Origin of the sequence: Vibrio sp. SCSIO 43137, from assembly GCF_028201475.1 — a bacterium.
In the GTDB taxonomy this organism is placed as follows: Bacteria; Pseudomonadota; Gammaproteobacteria; order Enterobacterales; family Vibrionaceae; genus Vibrio.
Genome location: NZ_CP116384.1, coordinates 1,048,424 through 1,068,007 on the forward strand (window position 1 = coordinate 1,048,424; position 19,584 = coordinate 1,068,007).

General features: G+C 47.0%; 17 protein-coding genes. 12 read left to right on the top strand and 5 right to left on the bottom strand.

What is annotated here, in order from left to right:
* Positions 1–28: 28 nt before the first annotated feature.
* From PK654_RS20640 to PK654_RS20650, 3 genes are read right to left on the bottom strand one after another with little or no spacing between them, the layout of a single operon-like run.
* Entirely contained in the window at positions 29–547 is a 519-nt protein-coding gene (locus tag PK654_RS20640; RefSeq protein WP_271699270.1) for an NUDIX hydrolase, read from the bottom strand.
* A 59-nt stretch (positions 548–606) separates the two neighbouring features.
* Positions 607–1,665, bottom strand: coding sequence for a polysaccharide deacetylase family protein (locus PK654_RS20645; RefSeq protein WP_271699271.1), 1,059 nt, complete (start codon positions 1,663–1,665; stop codon positions 607–609).
* Entirely contained in the window at positions 1,628–2,329 is a 702-nt protein-coding gene (locus PK654_RS20650) for a GntR family transcriptional regulator (RefSeq protein WP_271699272.1), read from the bottom strand. Before PK654_RS20650 ends, PK654_RS20645 begins: the two co-directional genes overlap by 38 nt.
* A 237-nt stretch (positions 2,330–2,566) precedes the next feature.
* On the opposite strand from PK654_RS20650, the gene PK654_RS20655 reads away from it, so the two are divergent.
* Together PK654_RS20655 and PK654_RS20660 are read left to right on the top strand one after the other, a co-directional pair.
* Positions 2,567–3,922: a DEAD/DEAH box helicase gene (locus tag PK654_RS20655; protein ID WP_271699273.1), complete on the top strand. Its 1,356-nt coding sequence runs from the start codon at positions 2,567–2,569 to the stop codon at positions 3,920–3,922.
* Positions 3,923–4,161: 239 nt separating this feature from the next.
* Positions 4,162–5,763 carry a cation:proton antiporter family protein gene (locus PK654_RS20660; protein WP_271699274.1) on the top strand — a complete coding sequence of 534 codons (1,602 nt, stop codon included), beginning with the start codon at positions 4,162–4,164 and terminating at the stop codon, positions 5,761–5,763.
* 6 nt (positions 5,764–5,769) lie between these two features.
* Here PK654_RS20660 and PK654_RS20665 read toward each other — a convergent pair whose 3' ends face one another.
* Positions 5,770–7,080: a sensor domain-containing diguanylate cyclase gene (locus tag PK654_RS20665; protein ID WP_271699275.1), complete on the bottom strand. Its 1,311-nt coding sequence runs from the start codon at positions 7,078–7,080 to the stop codon at positions 5,770–5,772.
* A 144-nt stretch (positions 7,081–7,224) separates the two neighbouring features.
* Positions 7,225–8,196 (bottom strand): D-2-hydroxyacid dehydrogenase, encoded by a 972-nt coding sequence (locus PK654_RS20670; protein WP_271699276.1) that lies wholly within the window; start codon positions 8,194–8,196, stop codon positions 7,225–7,227.
* A 177-nt stretch (positions 8,197–8,373) separates the two neighbouring features.
* Between PK654_RS20670 and manA the strand changes: the two genes are divergently transcribed.
* The 10 genes from manA to PK654_RS20720 all read left to right on the top strand — a co-directional run bounded on the left by manA (position 8,374) and on the right by PK654_RS20720 (position 19,491).
* Positions 8,374–9,573 (top strand): mannose-6-phosphate isomerase, class I, encoded by a 1,200-nt coding sequence (manA, locus tag PK654_RS20675; protein ID WP_271699277.1) that lies wholly within the window; start codon positions 8,374–8,376, stop codon positions 9,571–9,573.
* A gap of 581 nt (positions 9,574–10,154) precedes the next feature.
* Positions 10,155–10,886 (top strand): response regulator, encoded by a 732-nt coding sequence (locus PK654_RS20680; protein WP_271699278.1) that lies wholly within the window; start codon positions 10,155–10,157, stop codon positions 10,884–10,886.
* Between the two features lie 3 nt (positions 10,887–10,889).
* Positions 10,890–12,329 (top strand): ATP-binding protein, encoded by a 1,440-nt coding sequence (locus PK654_RS20685; protein WP_271699279.1) that lies wholly within the window; start codon positions 10,890–10,892, stop codon positions 12,327–12,329.
* Positions 12,330–12,495: 166 nt separating this feature from the next.
* Complete coding sequence (locus PK654_RS20690) at positions 12,496–13,743, top strand: ABC transporter substrate-binding protein (RefSeq protein WP_271699281.1); 1,248 nt, start codon at positions 12,496–12,498, stop codon at positions 13,741–13,743.
* A 121-nt stretch (positions 13,744–13,864) separates the two neighbouring features.
* The gene (locus PK654_RS20695; protein ID WP_271699282.1) at positions 13,865–14,788 is read left to right on the top strand and encodes a carbohydrate ABC transporter permease; all 924 of its coding nucleotides are present in this window, start codon (positions 13,865–13,867) and stop codon (positions 14,786–14,788) included.
* A complete protein-coding gene (locus PK654_RS20700) occupies positions 14,785–15,639 on the top strand; it encodes a carbohydrate ABC transporter permease (protein WP_271699283.1) in 855 nt (284 codons plus the stop codon). Before PK654_RS20695 ends, PK654_RS20700 begins: the two co-directional genes overlap by 4 nt.
* Before the next feature lie 6 nt (positions 15,640–15,645).
* Positions 15,646–16,764 (top strand): ABC transporter ATP-binding protein, encoded by a 1,119-nt coding sequence (locus PK654_RS20705; protein ID WP_271699284.1) that lies wholly within the window; start codon positions 15,646–15,648, stop codon positions 16,762–16,764.
* A gap of 186 nt (positions 16,765–16,950) precedes the next feature.
* Complete coding sequence (locus PK654_RS20710; RefSeq protein ID WP_271699285.1) at positions 16,951–17,970, top strand: SDR family NAD(P)-dependent oxidoreductase; 1,020 nt, start codon at positions 16,951–16,953, stop codon at positions 17,968–17,970.
* A 75-nt stretch (positions 17,971–18,045) separates the two neighbouring features.
* Positions 18,046–19,056 carry an AraC family transcriptional regulator gene (locus PK654_RS20715; protein ID WP_271699287.1) on the top strand — a complete coding sequence of 337 codons (1,011 nt, stop codon included), beginning with the start codon at positions 18,046–18,048 and terminating at the stop codon, positions 19,054–19,056.
* Positions 19,057–19,083: 27 nt separating this feature from the next.
* A complete protein-coding gene (locus PK654_RS20720; protein WP_271699289.1) occupies positions 19,084–19,491 on the top strand; it encodes a hypothetical protein in 408 nt (135 codons plus the stop codon).
* Positions 19,492–19,584: the final 93 nt, after the last annotated feature.

Here is a 19,584-nt window from a genome sequence, read left to right on the forward strand (position 1 = left end):
TTTGTTCACTAAAGATAGCTAAAGGCGATCAGAGCATCTCTTCAGCTATACGACGCAACAGAAACGTTTCCCGTTCAATACTCATGCCTTTTTTCGGGCTCTCAGCCATGGTCTTTTCGTTGTGGGCAATAGCCTGATGGATATTGATCCAGACAGGCCTCATTCCATTACTGACTTCATGGCTTTCCAGCGCAGTATCCCCCAACTCTTTATCGATATTGCAGGTGTAGCAGTAAGAGACCTGATGCATCACATCAGCACCAGCTTTATACCAGGGGCGATACTCTTCATAAGTACCGAATGGTTTAATATTACGAATATTTCTGGCCCCTGTCTCTTCTTCAAGCTCACGAATCAAACCGGATATTACCCCCTCTCCCTCATCCAGACCGCCACCGGGAATGGTGTAGTCATGATAACGCTCTGTATAAAGCATCAGAATATTTTCGCCGTCCAGCACAATGGCTCTCGCCGCATCTCTTTTAAAAATGATTTTGTTCTCTAGCTGGTCAATATCCGGGTGGGTAGTGGTTTTCAGGTGTCGCATCAGAAAGTTCGGCTGGTAAAAAGTGCGCGCATACTAGCACAATCCCTCTTGCAGCCAAACTAATCTTGTAGTGAGTTGACCACCAGCCACTGATGGGAGAGCCAGAAATAAGGAAAGCCGTTTTTATGTGGCGCAGTGCAGTTCACTCTGTGTCTGCCGTTGCGGTTAAACGCAGGAGGGAAAGCAACAAACTGCCTTTCAGATAACCACTCCATTTCTATCGGTTTACCGGAAAAATAACATCTGAGCTGACTAAGATTGATTTCGGCGGAAGGGTAAAGCGTCACTGGTAACGGCTGCTCTGCTGCCGATATCACAGGATCCGGCAGGCTGAAATAGTCTACCGGCATAGGCAAGGCACTTATTTTATAACGAAGAGACTGCGCAGAGGCATAGTTGCCCGCAGCATTAAACCTTGGCAGAGCCTGCCAGTCACTGTATTCCCCGATAGAGCCTGACTGCTGGCCAAAGGCAATATAGCCCTGCTCAGACAACCACTGCTTTAGCTGATTGTTATATTCACCAAACGGGTAGGCAAAAAGCTTGGGCGCAACACCAATCTGCTGGCGTATCCGCTTTTGTGCCTTATTAATATCCTGTTTCGCCTGTTCCAGCCACGCCTGATCACTCAAGGCTTCACTGACTAAATGGCGGTGCTCAGTAGTGTGATTGGCAATAGTCCCCCCGTTTCGGGACATTTCCCTTAGCTGCTGCCAGTTACAAAAACCGCGGTAGTTATCGTCAATAGGTTGGGTAGAAAGGAAAACCGTAAAAGGCAGACCGCGTTTTTTAAGCTCCGGATAAGCAACATTGCAAACCGACTCAAAGCCATCATCAAAAGTAATAGCCAGACTTTTTCTGTTTAGCGGTTTTCCTGAACGGAGCTGTTCCACAGCCTGTTGTAGATCAACAATCTCATAGTCCTGCTCAGCAAAATAGTCGAGCTGGTTGCTGAAGTCTTCCGGGCTGGTTGAGGTAGTAAACGGCGTTTGGTCAGAAATATGGTGGTAGAGAAGCACATTAAACGAGGCCGCATAGCTTACGGATGACCAGACCACCAAGGCAGCCTGAATCAGCAGGCTAAACCCAGTCGGCTTGAGCTTGGATAGAAATTGCATCTTGTCTCCAGTACTCCATATCAGCACAAAGAGGTTTCCCGTCTCTGCCATAAAAAACTTTCTTCACCAGTATAGCGGCTGTACCTGAGGTCGCTCTTAACTGCACGGCAATATCGCCTGTCAACGCAGTTACGCTCAGTTGATAGCGGCACGATAAAAATTCTGAGGCAGGATTTTCAGAGTAGATTTGGCTTAGCGGTAAAGATAAATCAGCCGCACTAAGTATCGGTGCCAACCGGCTGACAGCGTAATGGTGTGAGTAACAAACCGGCCTTTTCTCCAAAGATTTTATCCGCACCAGCTCAGTAACATCACTAAACGGTGCCAGAGACAACAACTGAGTGGCCTGCTTATTAGCCAGTTTCTCTTTACAGGAAATAAGCTCTGTTTCACCGCTGCGCTGCTGAGATTCAGCAAGCGATATAAAGCCTATTTTAGCCAGAGGGTCGTACTTAAGTGGCTCAGAAGAGATAAACCAGCCACGCCGGTCTTCCCGGTAAATAATGCCTTCGGCTTCAAGTGTCGCTAAGGCTTCACGCAGGGTCACTCTGGTGGTCTCAAACATTTCCGCAAGTTTACGCTCGGCAGGCAACTTCTGTCCTGCGCTGAGCACACCAGCTTCAATCTGTTCAGTTATGGCTTGCTTAATTTTGATGTACTGCACGAGGTTTCCGCTATAACACTGTTTATGCAGAGCTATTTTAGAGATTCGCACTACTTCCTGCCATAGCTAATTTCCTTAAAGCGAATTTTTCATCATCGCCGGCGGCAAATTGTTTGCTTGTGTTTAAGGGCAAAAAGCCGCAGAATGCGCGCTTGCTCTTCAGGCCGGATCTGAAGCCACAGCAGAAAGTCACCTTTCTTCTGATATTACCTCACCTTTATACGAGTAACTTTATCTATGAACTTTGCCTCCCTTGGCCTTTGCCCTGAAATTCTTCGCGCCGTAGAAGAACAGGGATACTCCGACCCGACCCCGATACAGCAGCAAGCCATTCCGGCCATACTGCAAGGAAAGGATGTGATGGCCGCGGCACAAACCGGCACTGGGAAAACGGCAGGCTTCACTTTGCCTCTGCTGGAGCGCCTGAGGCAAGGGCCAAGAACCAAAGGCAACCATGTTCGCGCACTGGTTCTGACACCAACGCGGGAGCTGGCAGCGCAGATTCAGGAGAATGTCGATAAATATAGCCGCCATCTACGCCTTAACAGCACAGTGGTGTTCGGTGGGGTAAAAATCAATCCACAAATGATGAGGCTGAGAAAGGGCGCTGATGTGCTGGTTGCTACACCGGGCCGGCTGCTCGATTTGCATCAGCAAAATGCTATCCACTTTTCTCAGTTGGAAGTGCTGGTACTGGATGAAGCTGACCGTATGCTGGATATGGGCTTTATCCGCGACATTAAGAAGATACTGGCACTACTACCAGCCAAGCGTCAGAACCTGCTGTTTTCTGCCACCTTCTCCAGCGAGATTCGCGATCTGGCTAAAGGGTTGGTAAATAATCCGGTTGAAATTTCAGTAAACCCGGAAAACTCCACAGCCCATACCGTAGATCAGTTTATCTATCCTGCTGATAAGCGCAAAAAAGCCCCTATGCTGGCGACGCTGATTAAACAGAATGACTGGAAACAAGTATTGGTGTTTACCCGCACCAAGCATGGTGCCAACAGGCTTGCTTTCTATCTAAATAAAGAAGAGATTACCGCTGCACCCATCCACGGTAACAAGAGTCAGGGAGCAAGAACCCGCGCACTGGCTGAGTTTAAGTCAGGTGAAACCCGGGTTCTGGTTGCGACAGATATCGCTGCGCGCGGAATAGATATTCCTCAGTTGCCTCAGGTGGTCAATTATGATCTGCCTAATGTCAGCGAAGATTATGTACACAGAATCGGCAGAACCGGCCGGGCAGGCGAAACCGGCAAAGCCATTTCACTGGTGACGGCAGAAGAGGCGTCTGAATTATTCGGAATCGAAAGGCTGATTCAGAAAGTACTACCACGTCTTGAACTGGAAGGTTTTAAACCCGTCAATGAGCTGCCTGAATCGGTTCTGGATACGCGGCCGGTTAAGCCTAAGAAAGCGAAAAAGCCCAAAAAACCAAAACAACCGAAAGCGGAACACGCTGACGGACAACGTTCAGGCAGTAATGCTAAAGGACACAAACCGGCAGGTAAAAACCGCCGTAAGTTTACTGGGGGGCAGAAAGGTAAAAGCCATTCCGCTAAAAAACCTGCCAGACGCAAAACTGACTGATATAAACCATCTGAAAAGATCCAGGTAACAGAAGAGCCCCCGCTCTTCTGTTTCATTTCCGCTGTATCAAATTCGATACAACATGGTGCTTACTCTTCCTGACGCTATTAAGCAGCCCGAAATAGCCTATCTTTACAATTAGAATCACAACACAGATACCTTGATAAGAGTAAGCGTCAAGCTTTCATATTTTATAAAGCAGTGGGAATTTAAGTCGCAATGGTTGCGTCAGGAGAAGCATGGCCCCACAGTTACTCTCCATTCATTACAGCGATCCGCTATGGATAGCTATCGCGTTTCTCTGCGGGCTGGCCGTTAAAGCGATAAGGCTTCCGCCGCTGGTCGGTTTTCTGCTTGCCGGTTATCTTCTCAGTGCACTTGGGGCCGAAGGCGGCCAGTTTCTCGGTGCCATGGCCGATCTGGGCATTACTTTGCTTCTGTTCTCTATCGGATTAAAACTGAAATTAAAGTCTCTTGCCCGCCCGGAAGTATGGGGCGTTGCCACACTGCATATGGCCATAGTGACCGGCCTCTACTCCCTGTTTATCGTACTGCTTTCTTACACTACCCTGCCCCTTGTCAGCGGTATATCCCGTGAAACAGCAGTAATGATCGCTTTTGCCCTCTCTTTTTCAAGTACGGTATTTGCCGTCAAAGTACTGGATGAGATGGGGGCAATGAATGCCAGACACGGGCAGACAGCTGTAGGTGTTTTGGTTATTCAGGATATTGCCGCGGTTATTTTTATAGCCGTGTCGCTGGCAAAACTTCCCTCTCTGTGGGCCTGCTCCCTTATCCTGCTTTTCCCCTTGCGGGTTATTTTGTGGAAAGTAATGAACCGGGTCGGCCACGGTGAACTTCTGATTTTATTTGGCATCACCCTTGCGTTAATTGGCGCGGATCTGTTTGAACTGCTGGGTATTAAAGAGGATGTCGGTGCACTGGTGTTTGGTATGTTGCTGGCAAACCACCCCAGAGCCAATGAGATGACCAAAGCACTGCTTGGGTTTAAAGAGCTGTTTCTGGTCGGCTTCTTTCTGACTATCGGAATGACAGCAGTACCTGATATTTTCGAGCTGTTTATCGCCCTGTTGTTTGTATTTGTTCTGCCCGTTAAAGTTGCCCTCTATTTCGGCCTGTTTAGTCTTTTCTGCCTGCGCACCAGTACCGCATGGCGAACTTCGCTAAATCTGGCCAACTACAGTGAGTTCGGTCTGATAGTCAGCGCAATCGCGGTCTCCTCCGGCTTGCTAAGCCATCAATGGCTCTCTGTTCTGGCGATGGCACTTTCCCTCTCTTTTCTGGCGTCCGCGCCGATTATAAACGCAAGGGATCCTTTGTACCGTAAATGGCGTCACCGGCTTAAGATATTTGAGCGTAAACGTCGCTTAGCGGGAGAAGAGAATCTGGAGCTGGCCCATGTGCGCGCGGTAGTATTTGGTATGGGAAGAACCGGCGTGGCAGCCTACAACACCCTCAACCGATCTTATGCCGGTTATGTGGTTGGTGTTGAGCTTGACCGGGAAAAGGCCAAAAAGCTCAATGCCGCCGGACGCAGTGTGGTCAACGGCGATGCCACTAATCCGGACTTCTGGCTAAGGGCGCCTGAGCTACATCATGGTCTGGAGTGGGTGCTGCTGACACTACCGAAACATAAAGCCAATATTAATGCGGTAATGAGGCTGCGTGAGTTGGGTTATCAGGGACGTATTGCCGTCACAACCCGCTATCAGGATGAAGAGCAGGAACTAAAAGCCCTCGGGGTAGATCATACCTTTAATATCTATAGTGAAGCCGGGCTGGGCTTTGCCAATGAGTTGCAAATTGTGGTCAGAAAATAGTCAGGCTCAGGACTCACTATAGCGCTCAATTCGGTTTCTGCCGTTTGTCTTTGCACGGTACATGGCGATATCTGCATTCTGTATCAGTCGTTGTCTGGTTGCGGCGTGATTTGGATATAAGGCAATGCCCATACTGACCGTCAGGCAAACGCAACTGTTTTCCGTCAGCATGATCCGGTTTTGATTTATGGTCTGACGCAGGTTTTCAGCAACCACCATCGCCGTCTCTTCATTCAGGCCGGGTAGCATCACCAGAAACTCTTCCCCACCCCAGCGAAACAGCAGATCATCAGCACGAAGGTTTTTCTGGATATTGTTAACAAACGCTTTCAACACCTCGTCACCGGCACTGTGGCCATGTTCATCGTTCACTTTTTTGAAGTAATCTATATCAAGAAGCAATACAGCAAAGCCTGTGCCATTGAGTCTTGCTGTCCTTAGCTGCTCGTCAATAGATTCTTTTGCCACCCGACGGTTAAACGCTCCGGTGAGTTCATCCGTGGCGGCCTGACTCTCCAGCCGCTCCTGAAGCTTTACCTGATCCGTAACATTCTGCACCATGCCTACGGCCACAAGAGGCGTTCCGTCTTTTTTGTACTCGCTGACCTTTCCTCTGTCATGAACCCATATATAGTGCCCAGCCCGGTTTCTCAGCCGGTATATAGCCTCGTACCTGTCGAGATTTCCGGCCAGATGATCATTGAGATTGGCCATCACACGTTCGGCATCATCTTTATGGATAGCATCAGCCCAAAAGCTGACGTCTTTTACCACCTCTTCCGGTCCAAACCCTCTCATCTGTTTCAGTTTAGGGCTGACATACAGCTCTCCGCTCTGAATACTCCATTGCCAGACACCGTCAGTCGCCTCATTCAGGGCGTACCAGAGGCTGTGCTTATGATCTTTTAATTCGTTGTCTATCACCACCCGGGAAGTAATATCACGGGCAACAGAGAGAAAGTAGCCCTCACCAGTACAGTTAAAGTAACTGGTGCGCACTTCAACAGGAAATACACTGCCGTCACTGCGTTTATGACGACCGATAAACAGATAAGGCTGATGAGCTTGCTTAATAACTTGTGAAATTTCACTCCACTGAGGCAGATTAATAACATCTTCCTGCAGGCTTAACACCGAACGGTTTAACACCTCCTCTTCCTCCATCTTTAATGACTCACAACCAGCCTTATTTACAAACAAAATATTGGAAGTTTCAGGATCAATCAGAAAGATGGCATCAGGCAGGTTTTGTAACAGGCAGGCGTCAAGAATGTCATGTGGTGTCCTTGTCTCACAGGTTTTCCAGCGACTGCTCATTCTCTTATCTCCTGCCCGATCTCTGCTCAGGCTTAATCCACGCAGAATAACTCGTTATGTAAATTAACCTTAGCTCGTTATGGAACAAATATCACTACTGATAGTTTTATAAGTTCGGCCAAATCATAGCTTATTGGTAATAAATCATAGTTTGTTCACAATATTGACCGGTTTTCCCTTCAGCCAAGCTTCTATATTGTCAGCAACAGCCTGAGTGATTCTTTTTCTGGCATCCAGTGTCGCCCATGCAACATGTGGGGTGATTACACAGTTTCTGGCGCTCAGCAGTGGGTTATCAGGCAACGGTGGTTCCTGCTGCAGAGTATCAAGGGCAGCGCCGGCAATATGACCGCTATTAAGTAACTCAGCTAAATCCTGCTCTACCACAAGCTGGCCTCTGGCAGTATTAATCAACAGGGAACCGGGCTTCATCTTCAGCATACGTTGTTTATCAAACAGATTCTCTGTGTCAGGAAATACCGGGCAGTGCAGGGAAACAATATCAGATTGTTTCAGCAGTTCATCAAGAGAGGCAAACTCAACAGGAAAAGCGACTTCTTTCTCTCCTCTGGGGCTATAAGCGACTACCTTCATCTTAAAAGCATTGGCCAGCTCAGCGACCCGTTGACCAATCCTGCCAAAGCCCAGTATGCCAATAGTCTTACCTGCCAGTTCCGCCTGAGGGAAAACTGTGTAAGTCCAGTCACCGCTGTTACTCCAGCCAAGGTTGTCCCGCACATCACAGCTAATCACTTCAACTTTACGAACGAGGTTAAACATCATGGCAAACACCATTTCGGCAACGGTATCTGTGCCATAGGCGGGAACATTAACCACAGGTATCCCTTTCTCTCTGGCGTACTCATAATCAACAACATTGTAGCCCGTCGCCAGAACACCGATATATTCAAGCTGTTCACAACGATCAATCACTTCACGGCTGATGGGGGTTTTGTTGGTTAACAGAACATTTGCGTTTTCAGCACGCTTAATAACCTGATTTAGTCCACCTTTAGACTCGTCGTAACAATCAAACTCCCCCAGACGCGCTACTGCATCCCACGGGTTATCTCCCGGATTTAAAGTATACCCATCTAGGCAAACTATCTTTTTCATTCCCTTTCCTCATCTGACTGGCACGATTAACAGAGTCAATTAGCAACAAAGTCCCGATTGACTAAAATCAATACAACCCAATTAATTTGTATTGCTTTGGTATTATCATAATGACTTTTTCAGCCGATAGCGTAAACTATCCCCGTTTTTATTTTGATCATTTTTTAAGGGATGTCTATGAGTCAGGAAAACCATCAGTTTTTCTTTCCTATGAAAAACGTAATACAGGATTATGCCTGGGGAAGCACAACATCAATTAACCAACTATTTGCTATTGAAAATCCGCATGGAAAACCACAGGCTGAGATCTGGATGGGGGCACACCCAAATGGTTGCTCAACCATAGTTGAAAATGGTGAAGAGCAGCTGCTGTCCGATTTTATCAATCTGGATAAGTCCGGCATCCTGACCGTTGAAACCGATACTCAGTTCGGCGAACTGCCTTACCTGTTTAAAGTTCTGGCAGCAGAGCAGGCACTTTCTATACAAGTTCACCCAAGTAAAGAACAGGCAGAGATTGGTTTCCAGAAGGAAGAGCAGGCAGGTATTGCACGCAACGCTGCGAACCGAAATTATAAAGATCCAAACCACAAGCCTGAGCTGGTTTATGCCCTGACAGCTTATCAGGCAATGAATGGTTTTCGTCAGTTCAGCGACATTCTTGCGCTGTTTCAGCAAGTCAATGTACCAAGCCTTACCGATATAGTTGAAGCTTTTGCTAACCAGACAGACGAGCAGGGACTTGAAGTATTCTTTGCCTCTATTCTCTCCCTTAAAGGGGGTGACAAAGACTCAGCCGTAAGCCATCTGCTGGATTATGCTGAAGAAAACAATAGCGATGCACTTTTCACACTGATTCTTGAATTATCCGGCCAATACCCGGGTGATATCGGTCTGTTCTGCCCGCTGATGTTGAATGTGCTGACACTGCAACCGGGCGAAGCCATGTTCTTAGATGCCTGCACACCTCACGCCTATATAAAAGGTACAGGTCTGGAGATTATGGCTAACTCTGATAACGTTCTGCGCTCAGGGTTAACGCCTAAATATATGGACGTAGAAGAACTTGTTGCCTGCACCCGCTTTGCTGTTAAACCTGAGAGTGAGCTTCTGAATACTCCGCAGCAGAAAGACGGTGGCTTATACTATCCTGTCCCGGTAGAAGATTTTAAGTTCGCTGTTTTCGACAGTATTGAGAATCTTCCGCTAACCATGGCGAGTGCTGAAATACTACTGCCTCTGGACAGTGACCTGACCGTGTCTCACCACAGTGGTGAAAGCGTAACGGTGAAAAAAGGCCAATCACTGTTTATTCCTGCCTATGCAGGGAAATACCAGATCACAAGTCAGGGACGAGTAGCAAGGGCGTTTAACTAATTCCCTCTCCTCACACTCCTTCTAAAACGCCTGCCATCTCTGGCAGGCGTTTTTTATTGCCTTTTTAATACACCTGAATAACTGATCTTGACTGCACAACAAAGCAGATATCGATAAATAAACCCTCTGCGCCATGGATGGTGCGGCGGAGCTCCAGGGATGGATTTATGCGTGTTTGTGTTCGATTTTTACCGAAGTGCTTCATCTTTAGCACATGTTATTTGCCTGAATTGTCCTTTGAACTCTATTTGGGTAACTATCTGAAAACACTTAGATATCCACAAGTTGAGTCCAGTACGCAAATTAGGTACCGGAGTTTAAGTACAGATAAACTAGTGAGAGTATAACAATGGGGTGAAATAGAGCCTCATGGGCAATTTATGCGTGTTTGTGTCCGGTATTTGCCGATACTGTTTATAAGCATATATATGATTACTAACAAAAGTCCGAAATAGAGAAGCAGATCAAATCCTGAAGCAAACGATGCTACAAAACTCTGATTTTTACTCACAAGGGGTTACCATGGAGCGTTCGTTAGCTAAAATCAGCGGCGATAAGACGGATTTAAGAAGAGGAAACCAATGAAAGAACAAGCACATATCTTAGTGGTCGATGACGATAAAGAGATCCGGGATCTGCTCAATCAGTATCTTTCTAAATCCGGCTATCTGGTTTCCGTGGCTGAAGATGGCGACGCCATGCACCAGCATATTGAAGAAAACGGCTATCCAACCCTGATTCTGCTCGATGTGATGTTGCCCGGTGATGATGGTTTCTCTCTTTGCCAGCAGGTACGTAAAAGTTCTAATGTGCCCATTATTATGCTGACGGCAGTTTCTGATGTGACAGATCAGATTATTGGTCTGGAAATTGGCGCTGATGACTACATTGCTAAGCCTTTTAACCCGCGACAACTTATCGCCCGTATTAAAGCCGTTCTGAGACGAAGTCACTCAACAGAATCAGAGTCCGCCTCGGACAAAATACCAAAAGGGATCAATTTTGGTGTCTGGCATCTGGATACGCTGGCACACAGTCTCTGGAATCAGGAAACCAATGAACAGTTTGAGCTCTCCGGCAGTGACTTTGCCCTGCTGATGCTGTTCCTCTCCCGCCCTAACGAGATACTTGACCGTGACACTATCTCATTTGCCACTCGTGGAAGGGCTGCCCTGCCATTTGAAAGGGGAATCGACGTACAGTTAAGCCGGTTGCGCCAGAGGCTGGGAGACAGCCAAAAGCAGCATCAGTATATAAAAACCATGCGTGGCAACGGCTATATCTTTACGGCTCCGGTCTCCTACGAGAGTTAACAGATGAAAAAGCTATTGTCACCCGGTTCACTGGTTGCCCGAACACTCTGGCTAACCTTAATCGCGGTGCTTTTGGCTCAGGGAATTGCTACCGGTATCTGGTATTCGCAAACCAAACAGAAAGAGCTGGATGGTATCAGTTCTACCTCCGCCAGTATGGCGAGTATCTTCGCCTCTACCGTTAACTTCTTTCAGGCTCTTCCGGTGCAATACCGCCATATTGTTCTGGATCAGATCCGCAATATGGGCGGAACACGATTTTTCGTTTCCTTTAATAAAGAGAAACTGGAAACCGACCCTATACCAGACAACTATCTGGAAACCGCCTCTATTAATGCTGTTACCTCTGTGCTCAGAGAAAAACTCAATAATGTTGAAACCATCTCGGTAGAGTTTTCCAAGCCAGACAAACTAAGAGTACTGAAAAACGATATTTATCTTCATGATTTACCTAAGTCATGGGCCTATTACACCCTGACACTTGAGCCGCTAAACCCGCCGATTCTGGTGGTACAGATAGAGCTGAGTACCCATGAGTGGATCTATATCGCCGCCCTGTTACCGGCTCCTTATGTCAGCCTGAATGATGACATTATCGGTTATGAGCAGTTAATGTTTCTGCTCTTCTCCACCCTGATATTAATGGTATTGGTCTACTTTCTTATCCGACGACAGATACGCCCGATTAAAAATATCGCTACCGCGGCCAATAAAATGAGTATTGATATCGAGCAGCCGGAGCTGGAAGAGGAAGGCGCCAACGAACTTATTATGGCCACCCGGGCGTTTAACCGCATGCAGAGCCGTATCCGTCACTATGTTCACGACAGGGAAACTCTCTTCTCTGCCATTTCTCATGATCTGAAAACCCCCATTACCCGTCTGAGAATTCGTACCGAGTTGCTGGATGAAGATGATAGCCGCAATAAATTTAATGAAGATCTGGATGAGCTGGAGATGATGGTTAAGGGGGCTCTTCAGGCGGTAAAAGATACTGATATTCATGAAAATAATAGTTCTATCGATATAAAAGGGCTGTTACATAATGTTGCAGAGTTGCATAACCAGCATGAAGTCAAAGTGCATATTCCCGACCTGCCGATTAAGCCGATTGTCGGCAAGCCACTGGCCATTAAGCGTGTTTTGAGCAACCTGATTGATAACGGCGTTAAATATGGCCATAGCGTTGTGGTGCTACCGAAAGAGACACCACAGGGACTACTGCTGACTTTCGAAGACCGCGGAGAAGGAATTCCTGAAGATAAGTTGGAAGCGGTATTCGAACCCTATTTTCGTCTGGCAAAAGACAGCAACGGACACGGATTAGGTCTTGGAATTTGCCGTAATATCCTCCATGCACATGGCGGAGATCTCATTCTTAAAAACTCACCATTTGGCGGATTATGCGCTGAAATCCTTATTCCACGTAACCTCGCCATCTAACGTAACGGGTTTGTTACATTCAAGAAAACCTTTGTTTCATTCTTCTTTCAAAATTCCCTTTACGATTGGATTGTGCTGATTTTTTAACCCTACATTAACATTAGCACTGACAAAAGAATGGATAGAACATATCCAATTGGCTTAATCCAATACATGGACGAGAACAATGAATATAAAAAAATCCCTAGTCGCTCTTTCCCTCCTTGCTGCCACTAATTTTGCCTCTGCAGGTGAAGTAGAAGTACTTCACTGGTGGACATCAGGTGGTGAAGCTAAATCTGTAGCCGCGCTGAAAGATATGCTTGAAGCACAAGGCCACTCATGGAAAGACTTTGCTGTAGCAGGTGGTTCAGGTACCAGTGCAATGACTGTACTGAAAACCCGTGCGGTTTCAGGTAACCCGCCGGCAGCAGCACAGATTAAAGGCCACGACATTCAGGAATGGGGTGGTCTGGGCTTTTTAACCAGCTTAGATGATGTTGCTAAAACCAATAAATGGGACTCTTTAGTACCTTCTATGGTTACCGATATCATGAAGTACGACGGCGAATACGTAGCTGTACCGGTGAACGTTCACCGTGTTAACTGGCTATGGGCTAACAAAGAAGTGTTCGAAAAAGCGGGCGTAAAAGTACCAACTACAATGGACGAGTTCTTTATGGTTGGTGACAAACTGAAAGCTGCGGGCATTATTCCTCTTGCTCACGGTGGTCAGGCATGGCAGGACGCTACGGTATTCGAAGCTGTTGCACTGGATGTTCTTGGCTCTGACGGCTACCGCAAAGCCTTCGTTGATCTGGACATGAATGTTCTTGGCGGCGAGAAGATGGTTGAAGTATTTAAAGTGTTTAAGAAAATGCACAACTACATCGACAAAAACTCTCCGGGTCGTGACTGGAACGTAGCAACCTCAATGGTTATCAATGGCGAAGCAGCAATGCAGATCATGGGTGACTGGGCGAAAGGTGAGTTTACCGCAGCGGGTAAAGTTCCGGGTAAAGACTATGTGTGTGTTCCAGCTCCGGGCACAGCAGGTCAGTTTACACATAACGTAGATAGCTTCGCCTTCTTTGAACTGCAAGATGGTGAGCAGCAGAAAGCACAGAAAGCACTGGCTGCAACTATCCTGACTCCTGAGTTCCAGGAAGTATTTAACCTGAACAAGGGTTCTATCCCGGTACGTCTGGATGCCGATATGTCTAAGTTTGACGCATGTGCACTTTCTTCAATGAAAGACTTTAAAGCAACTGCGAAGAGCGGCGATCTGGTACCAAGTATGGCTCACGGTATGTCAACCACCAGCTATGCACAGGGTGCTATCTATGACGTAGTGACTAACTTCTTCAACGATCCAAACGCTGATCCGAAAGAAGCTGCAGGCAAACTGGCGAAAGCAGTTAAAGCAGCAATGTAAGCTGAACGGGTTCTATACCTGATTCAGAGGTTCTCTTCTGAGGACAAAGGCGGTGCCTGTTTTCTGAGGCACCGTCTGCTTAACCGGGTGATCGTATGACCCGGAATTTTACTCATAAATTATGGAGCGCGTTTTGACTTCGCCAAATAAAACCCCCGTACCTCAGCGAAGCTTAGGTGACAGGTTACAGCACTGGCTCCCTAAAATTGTACTTGCCCCCAGCATGTTGATTGTTGTGGTGTGTATATACGGTTATATACTCTGGACGGCCATTCTCTCTTTAACCAACTCTCGTTTTCTCCCCAGCTATAAATTTGCCGGCTTAAGCCAGTATGAAAAGCTGATGGATAACGACAGATGGATGACCTCTATTGCAAACCTAGGTGTTTTCGGGGTTCTGTTTATTGTTCTTGCCATTGTAATTGGCGTAGGTCTTGCCATTCTTCTGGATCAGAATATCCGTCAGGAAGGGGCAATCCGTACCATCTACCTTTACCCTATGGCGCTCTCATTTATCGTAACCGGTACTGCCTGGAAATGGATTCTCAATCCGGGTCTTGGTATCGAAAAGCTGATGCACGACTGGGGCTTTGAAAACTTCCAGTTTGACTGGCTGGTAAACTCAGAAATGGTGGTTTACACCTTAGTTATCGCCGCCGTCTGGCAGTCGTCTGGCTTTGTAATGGCCATGTTCCTTGCTGGTTTAAGAGGCATAGACAACTCCATTATCCGCGCCGCTCAGATTGACGGAGCAAGTCTGCCGACTATCTACTTTAAAATCATTCTTCCCTGCCTGAGACCGGTTTTCTTCAGCGCAGTGATTATTACCTCACATATCGCCATTAAGAGCTTTGATTTGGTAACAGCATTAACCGCCGGTGGTCCGGGTTACTCTTCTGACCTGCCAGCCCTGTTTATGTATGCTCACTCCTTTACCCGGGGTCAAATTGGCTTAGGTGCGGCAAGTGCCATGATGATGCTGGCCGGTATTCTTGCCATTCTGGTGCCTTACCTCTATTCAGAACTCAGGGAGAAGAAATCATGAATAAGATGACTTTAGGCAGAGCCCTTGTTTATGCAGGCCTGCTGTTCTTCTGCCTTGTTTACCTGATGCCTTTGTTTGTAATGGTGACGACTTCATTTAAAACCCTGCCGGATATCAAAGCGGGTAACCTGCTCTCCCTTCCGACAGAGTGGGTGTTCGATGCCTGGTATAAAGCGTGGGATTCGGCCTGTACCGGTGTTAAGTGTGACGGTGTGAAAGGCTATTTCTGGAACTCATTCCAGATGGTCATTCCTGCTGTCGCTATCTCTACACTGCTAGGTGCATTTAACGGCTATGTGATAAGTAAATGGCAGTTCAGAGGTTCAAACTTCTTCTTTAGCGCTATGCTGTTTGGCTGTTTTATTCCGTTTCAGGTAGTACTTCTGCCAATGGCTTCTACCTTAGGTAAACTTGGTCTGGCCAACACCACTGCCGGTCTGGTTGCAGTACACGTTATATACGGCCTTGCCTTTACTACCCTGTTTTTCAGAAACTTCTATGTCGGTGTGCCTGACGAGTTGGTAAAAGCAGCAAAACTGGACGGTGCAGGCTTCTTTACCATCTTCTTTAAGATCATGCTGCCTATCTCTACTCCGATCATTATGGTGACCGTTATCTGGCAGTTCACCTCCATATGGAACGACTTCCTGTTTGGTGTGGTTTACTCCGGTTCAGAGACACAGCCAATTACCGTGGCGCTGAACAACCTGGTGAACACCAGTACCGGGGTAAAAGAGTATAACGTTGATATGGCCGCTGCCATTATTGCAGCTTTGCCAACTCTGCTGGTTTATGTACTTGCAGGTAAATATTTTGTTCGTGGCTTAACCGCAGGATCGGTAAAAGGATAATAAAAAATGGCAACTCTAGATTTAAAACAGATCCGCAAAACCTACAGAAACGCGGACGTAGAAACACTTAAAGGCATTGATATCAGCATAGATTCAGGTGAGTTCCTGATTCTGGTTGGCCCTTCCGGCTGCGGAAAGTCAACCCTGATGAACACCATCGCCGGCCTTGAAGACATTAACTCAGGTGAAATCCTGATTGATGGTGTGGACGTGGCTCATGTTGAGCCTAAAGACCGCGACATCGCTATGGTATTCCAGTCTTACGCTCTCTACCCGAATATGACGGTAGAAGGCAATATCGCATTTGGTTTAAAGATTCGTAAGCTGCCGCAGGAGCAGATCGACGCAGAAGTAAAACGCGTTGCTGAGCTACTGCAAATTGATCAGCTGCTGGATCGTAAACCATCACAGCTCTCTGGGGGGCAGAGACAGCGCGTTGCTATGGGACGCGCCTTGGCTCGTCGGCCAAAACTCTATTTGTTCGACGAGCCTCTTTCTAACCTTGATGCCAAACTCAGGGTAGAAATGCGTCACCAGATTAAGCGACTTCACCAACAGTTGAACACCACCATTGTTTACGTAACCCACGATCAGATCGAGGCAATGACTCTTGCTGACCGGATCGCTGTTATGAAGGATGGTGAGCTTCAGCAACTGGGCACACCAAAAGAGATCTATAACAAGCCGAACAATATGTTTGTTGCCGGCTTTATGGGTTCTCCTTCCATGAACTTTATCTACACAACTGTGGATCTGGATGAAGAACAGAACCCGGTTATCAAGGTAACGGGCAGTGATGATGTAGAGCATCAGATCCGCCTGCCACAGTCAATGCGTACTCAGGATGGCAAGAAGATTGTTATCGGCCTGCGTCCGGAACACATTACTGACACTGACAGTGAAAATATGAGCGCGGCGACTCGCCTGGGGCTTACCCTTGAGGTAATCGAACCGACCGGCCCTGATATTATTGCTATGGTGAAGATAAACGGTCAGGAAGTGGCATGCCGCTTGTCTCCGGAATTTGAAGCTGAGGTAGGTGAAACTGCTTCCCTTAACTTTGACCTCTCCAGAGCGGTTTATTTCGATGCCGAAACAGAGCAGCGTATTGATTTCGACGATTAACCCTCAAAGTTCGAAATGATCGATATAAACAGGCAGAATGACATCGTTCTGCCTGTTTTTTTATCTCAAGACCTATCACGCCAACTGTCGCCAACCGATAACAGCTTGGCACCATTCGCCAATGCCATTTATCACCAATGCATCAATAATGTTCACTCGTTAGTCAGTCACAGACGGGAGAATAAGATGACTTCAGAAAGCCATATTTCAGAAAGCAATACACCACAAAACAATTCATCAAAAAGCAATAACAGACCAAAAGATGCAACCCGCCGTAAACTTATGATTGGTGCAGCGGCATCAGGGGTTGCCTTAGCCGGCGCTGCCCCTTCCGTTTTCGCTCAGACAGGAAACGGCAAAGCTCAACAGACGGAAGGCGAGTTTAGCGGTAAAACCGCCTTTATTACCGGCGGCGCAAGAGGAATCGGCCTTGCCTGTGCCAAAGAGTTCGCCATACATGGTGCCAATGTGGTTATCTTTGATGTTGCAGAACAGATAGATAGTGTAATGTACCCGCTTGCCAGCCTGAGTGATCTCGACACAGCAAAAAAAGAGATAGAGTGGCTGGGTGCAAACTGTCTGGCAGTTCAGGGAGACGTAAGAAGCCGTGAAGCACAGGAAAAAGCAGTAAAACAGACGGTAGATCGCTTTGGCAGTGTCGATTTTCTGGTTGCCAATGCCGGTGTTACTCATGTCGGTCAGTTAGAAGCGTTTGATGAAGCCTCTACAGATACCGTTATCGATATCAACCTTGGTGGCGTTATCAAGTCCGCTCAGGCGGTTCTTCCGGTCATGAAGAAACAGAAAAGTGGCCGGATAGTGATCATGGCTTCAGTTACCGGACGAATGGGCAGCGCTCAGTTCCCTATCTACTCATCAACAAAATGGGGCGTTATCGGTCTGGCAAAATCTATTGCTCTGGCGGCTGGTAAGGAAAACATTACCTGTAATGCTGTCTGCCCTACTATTGTCCATACTAAACTTCTGGATAACGACTATGTACTAAAAAACATGGTTCCGCAAAACCCAAGCTGGGATGCACTGGACGGCTTTATTAAAAAAGTCTTTCATGTTTTACCGGTGGGAGGCTACGATACCAGTCATGTTGCCGGATCAGTGAAGTTCTTGTGTAGTGAACAGGCAGCACTGATATCGGGCGAGGTTATCGATATTGGTGCTGGTGCAAACGCCCGGTTTAACGCCTAGTAAATAAGACAATACAGATTAGTTACTACCACCTGAATTGACCCCGTTCAGGTGGTATAAATGGTTTTTATAAGTATGAAAAAACATCACCCGGCAAAGTACCCTATATCAAAAGGAAATCAGTACCTGTTAAAAGAGATGGGGCTGGATCCGATCCAGTTACTCCGGCTGACCGGGCTACTTGAAGACCTTTACGCCATGGAGAAACCAGAGGTAACAGCCGAGCAGTATTTTAACTCCTGGCTGCGGCTGGAGCAGGCTACCGGCCATATTGATTTCCCGCTGGAGTTTGCCCGCCATTTCCGCCTTGAAGGATTTGATGCTCCGATTTTCGCCGCCCTGTGTTGCCCGGACTTTAATAGTGCTGTAACGCAACTTGCCCGTTTTAAACCTCTGTTAGCCCCTTTAAGCCTGACTGTTGAACAGACACAAGAGACAACCAGCGTCACCATCATTAGTACCTGTGCAGACTTTGATATGCCCCCTCTTCTCTGCATGGTTGAGCTGGTGTTTTTTACCCAGTTAATCCGGCTGGCCACTCGGACTGAAATCACACCGGTTGAAGTTCAGTCTGCCTGCGTGGTAAGTAAACCGGATAAATATCGCGCCTTCTTCGGTGTTCCTTTGCAACACGGATTAAGCAATAAGATCATCTTTAGCCGTCAGGATGCCACAAGGGCATTTGTTACCCAAAATAACAATATGTGGGGTATTTTCGAACAGGGATTACGAAAGCAACTCACCCGTATAGACAGCTCTATTTCTCTGGAGCAGAGAGTAAAAAACGCTTTACTGGAGCTGATACCGAGCGGGCTGGTTTCTATCGATAATCTTGCCGAGCGGCTTGGCATGAGCAAACGAACCCTACAACGTAAACTCCGTCAGGAAAACATCGGTTATCAGCACCTGTTGAATCAGACCAGAGAAAAACTGGCAAAACACTATCTGGTTAATACCCACCTTTCATCGTGGGAAATCACTTTTTTGTTGGGTTTTCGGGAAAACTCCTCCTACTGCCGCTCTTTTGCTAACTGGACAGGTATGACACCGGAAGCGTTTCGTAAATCTCATAGCAGACTAAACTAAGGTCCTCTTAAACAAGGAGAACCAAACGTGTCCAAATGGCGAATTGAATATCATAAAGAATTTACAGAAACACCTCTTAGCTACTGGGTTCACAAAGAACAGGACAGTGATAACTGGTGGTCAGCAACTCAATTTGAACCACCTCTTCCAGCTCCTGTTATAAATAAAGGCTATCCTCGATTATGCATTAACCTTTTTGGTGTCCGGGTAGTTTTTTCCTCTGTTAATGAAGTTGAACACTTTCTGTCCGTTATTAGTCAGAAGAACATGCCAACAACCACACAGTTATCTAGAGCCAGAAACAGCAACTATGGCCCCAATGGACACTGGTTAAGCCGCCTGCCGGCAAAACTAAAACCATGGTCGAGAAGAAAAAAGATGACCTCTGTGATAGAGAAAGCTCTACAAGAATATCGGTTACTCTGGAATAACTAACTGCCGGGCAAAAAAGCTCCAGACGTTAACACCACACCATTGCAGATTTTCATCTGACAACTCCAATGGAGGCTGAATTTTTGGGGCAAAGAG

What these genes read in the sequence shown, in the direction of transcription:
- PK654_RS20715 (WP_271699287.1), top strand. Translation starts at nt 18,046, where the DNA reads ATGAAAAAACATCACCCGGCAAAGTACCCTATATCAAAAGGAAATCAG.
- PK654_RS20645 (WP_271699271.1), bottom strand. Translation starts at nt 1,665, where the DNA reads ATGCAATTTCTATCCAAGCTCAAGCCGACTGGGTTTAGCCTGCTGATT.
- PK654_RS20685 (WP_271699279.1), top strand. Translation starts at nt 10,890, where the DNA reads ATGAAAAAGCTATTGTCACCCGGTTCACTGGTTGCCCGAACACTCTGG.
- PK654_RS20665 (WP_271699275.1), bottom strand. Translation starts at nt 7,080, where the DNA reads ATGAGCAGTCGCTGGAAAACCTGTGAGACAAGGACACCACATGACATT.
- PK654_RS20670 (WP_271699276.1), bottom strand. Translation starts at nt 8,196, where the DNA reads ATGAAAAAGATAGTTTGCCTAGATGGGTATACTTTAAATCCGGGAGAT.
- PK654_RS20710 (WP_271699285.1), top strand. Translation starts at nt 16,951, where the DNA reads ATGACTTCAGAAAGCCATATTTCAGAAAGCAATACACCACAAAACAAT.
- PK654_RS20655 (WP_271699273.1), top strand. Translation starts at nt 2,567, where the DNA reads ATGAACTTTGCCTCCCTTGGCCTTTGCCCTGAAATTCTTCGCGCCGTA.
- manA (WP_271699277.1), top strand. Translation starts at nt 8,374, where the DNA reads ATGAGTCAGGAAAACCATCAGTTTTTCTTTCCTATGAAAAACGTAATA.
- PK654_RS20690 (WP_271699281.1), top strand. Translation starts at nt 12,496, where the DNA reads ATGAATATAAAAAAATCCCTAGTCGCTCTTTCCCTCCTTGCTGCCACT.
- PK654_RS20660 (WP_271699274.1), top strand. Translation starts at nt 4,162, where the DNA reads ATGGCCCCACAGTTACTCTCCATTCATTACAGCGATCCGCTATGGATA.
- PK654_RS20705 (WP_271699284.1), top strand. Translation starts at nt 15,646, where the DNA reads ATGGCAACTCTAGATTTAAAACAGATCCGCAAAACCTACAGAAACGCG.
- PK654_RS20695 (WP_271699282.1), top strand. Translation starts at nt 13,865, where the DNA reads ATGGAGCGCGTTTTGACTTCGCCAAATAAAACCCCCGTACCTCAGCGA.
- PK654_RS20640 (WP_271699270.1), bottom strand. Translation starts at nt 547, where the DNA reads ATGCGACACCTGAAAACCACTACCCACCCGGATATTGACCAGCTAGAG.
- PK654_RS20680 (WP_271699278.1), top strand. Translation starts at nt 10,155, where the DNA reads ATGAAAGAACAAGCACATATCTTAGTGGTCGATGACGATAAAGAGATC.
- PK654_RS20700 (WP_271699283.1), top strand. Translation starts at nt 14,785, where the DNA reads ATGAATAAGATGACTTTAGGCAGAGCCCTTGTTTATGCAGGCCTGCTG.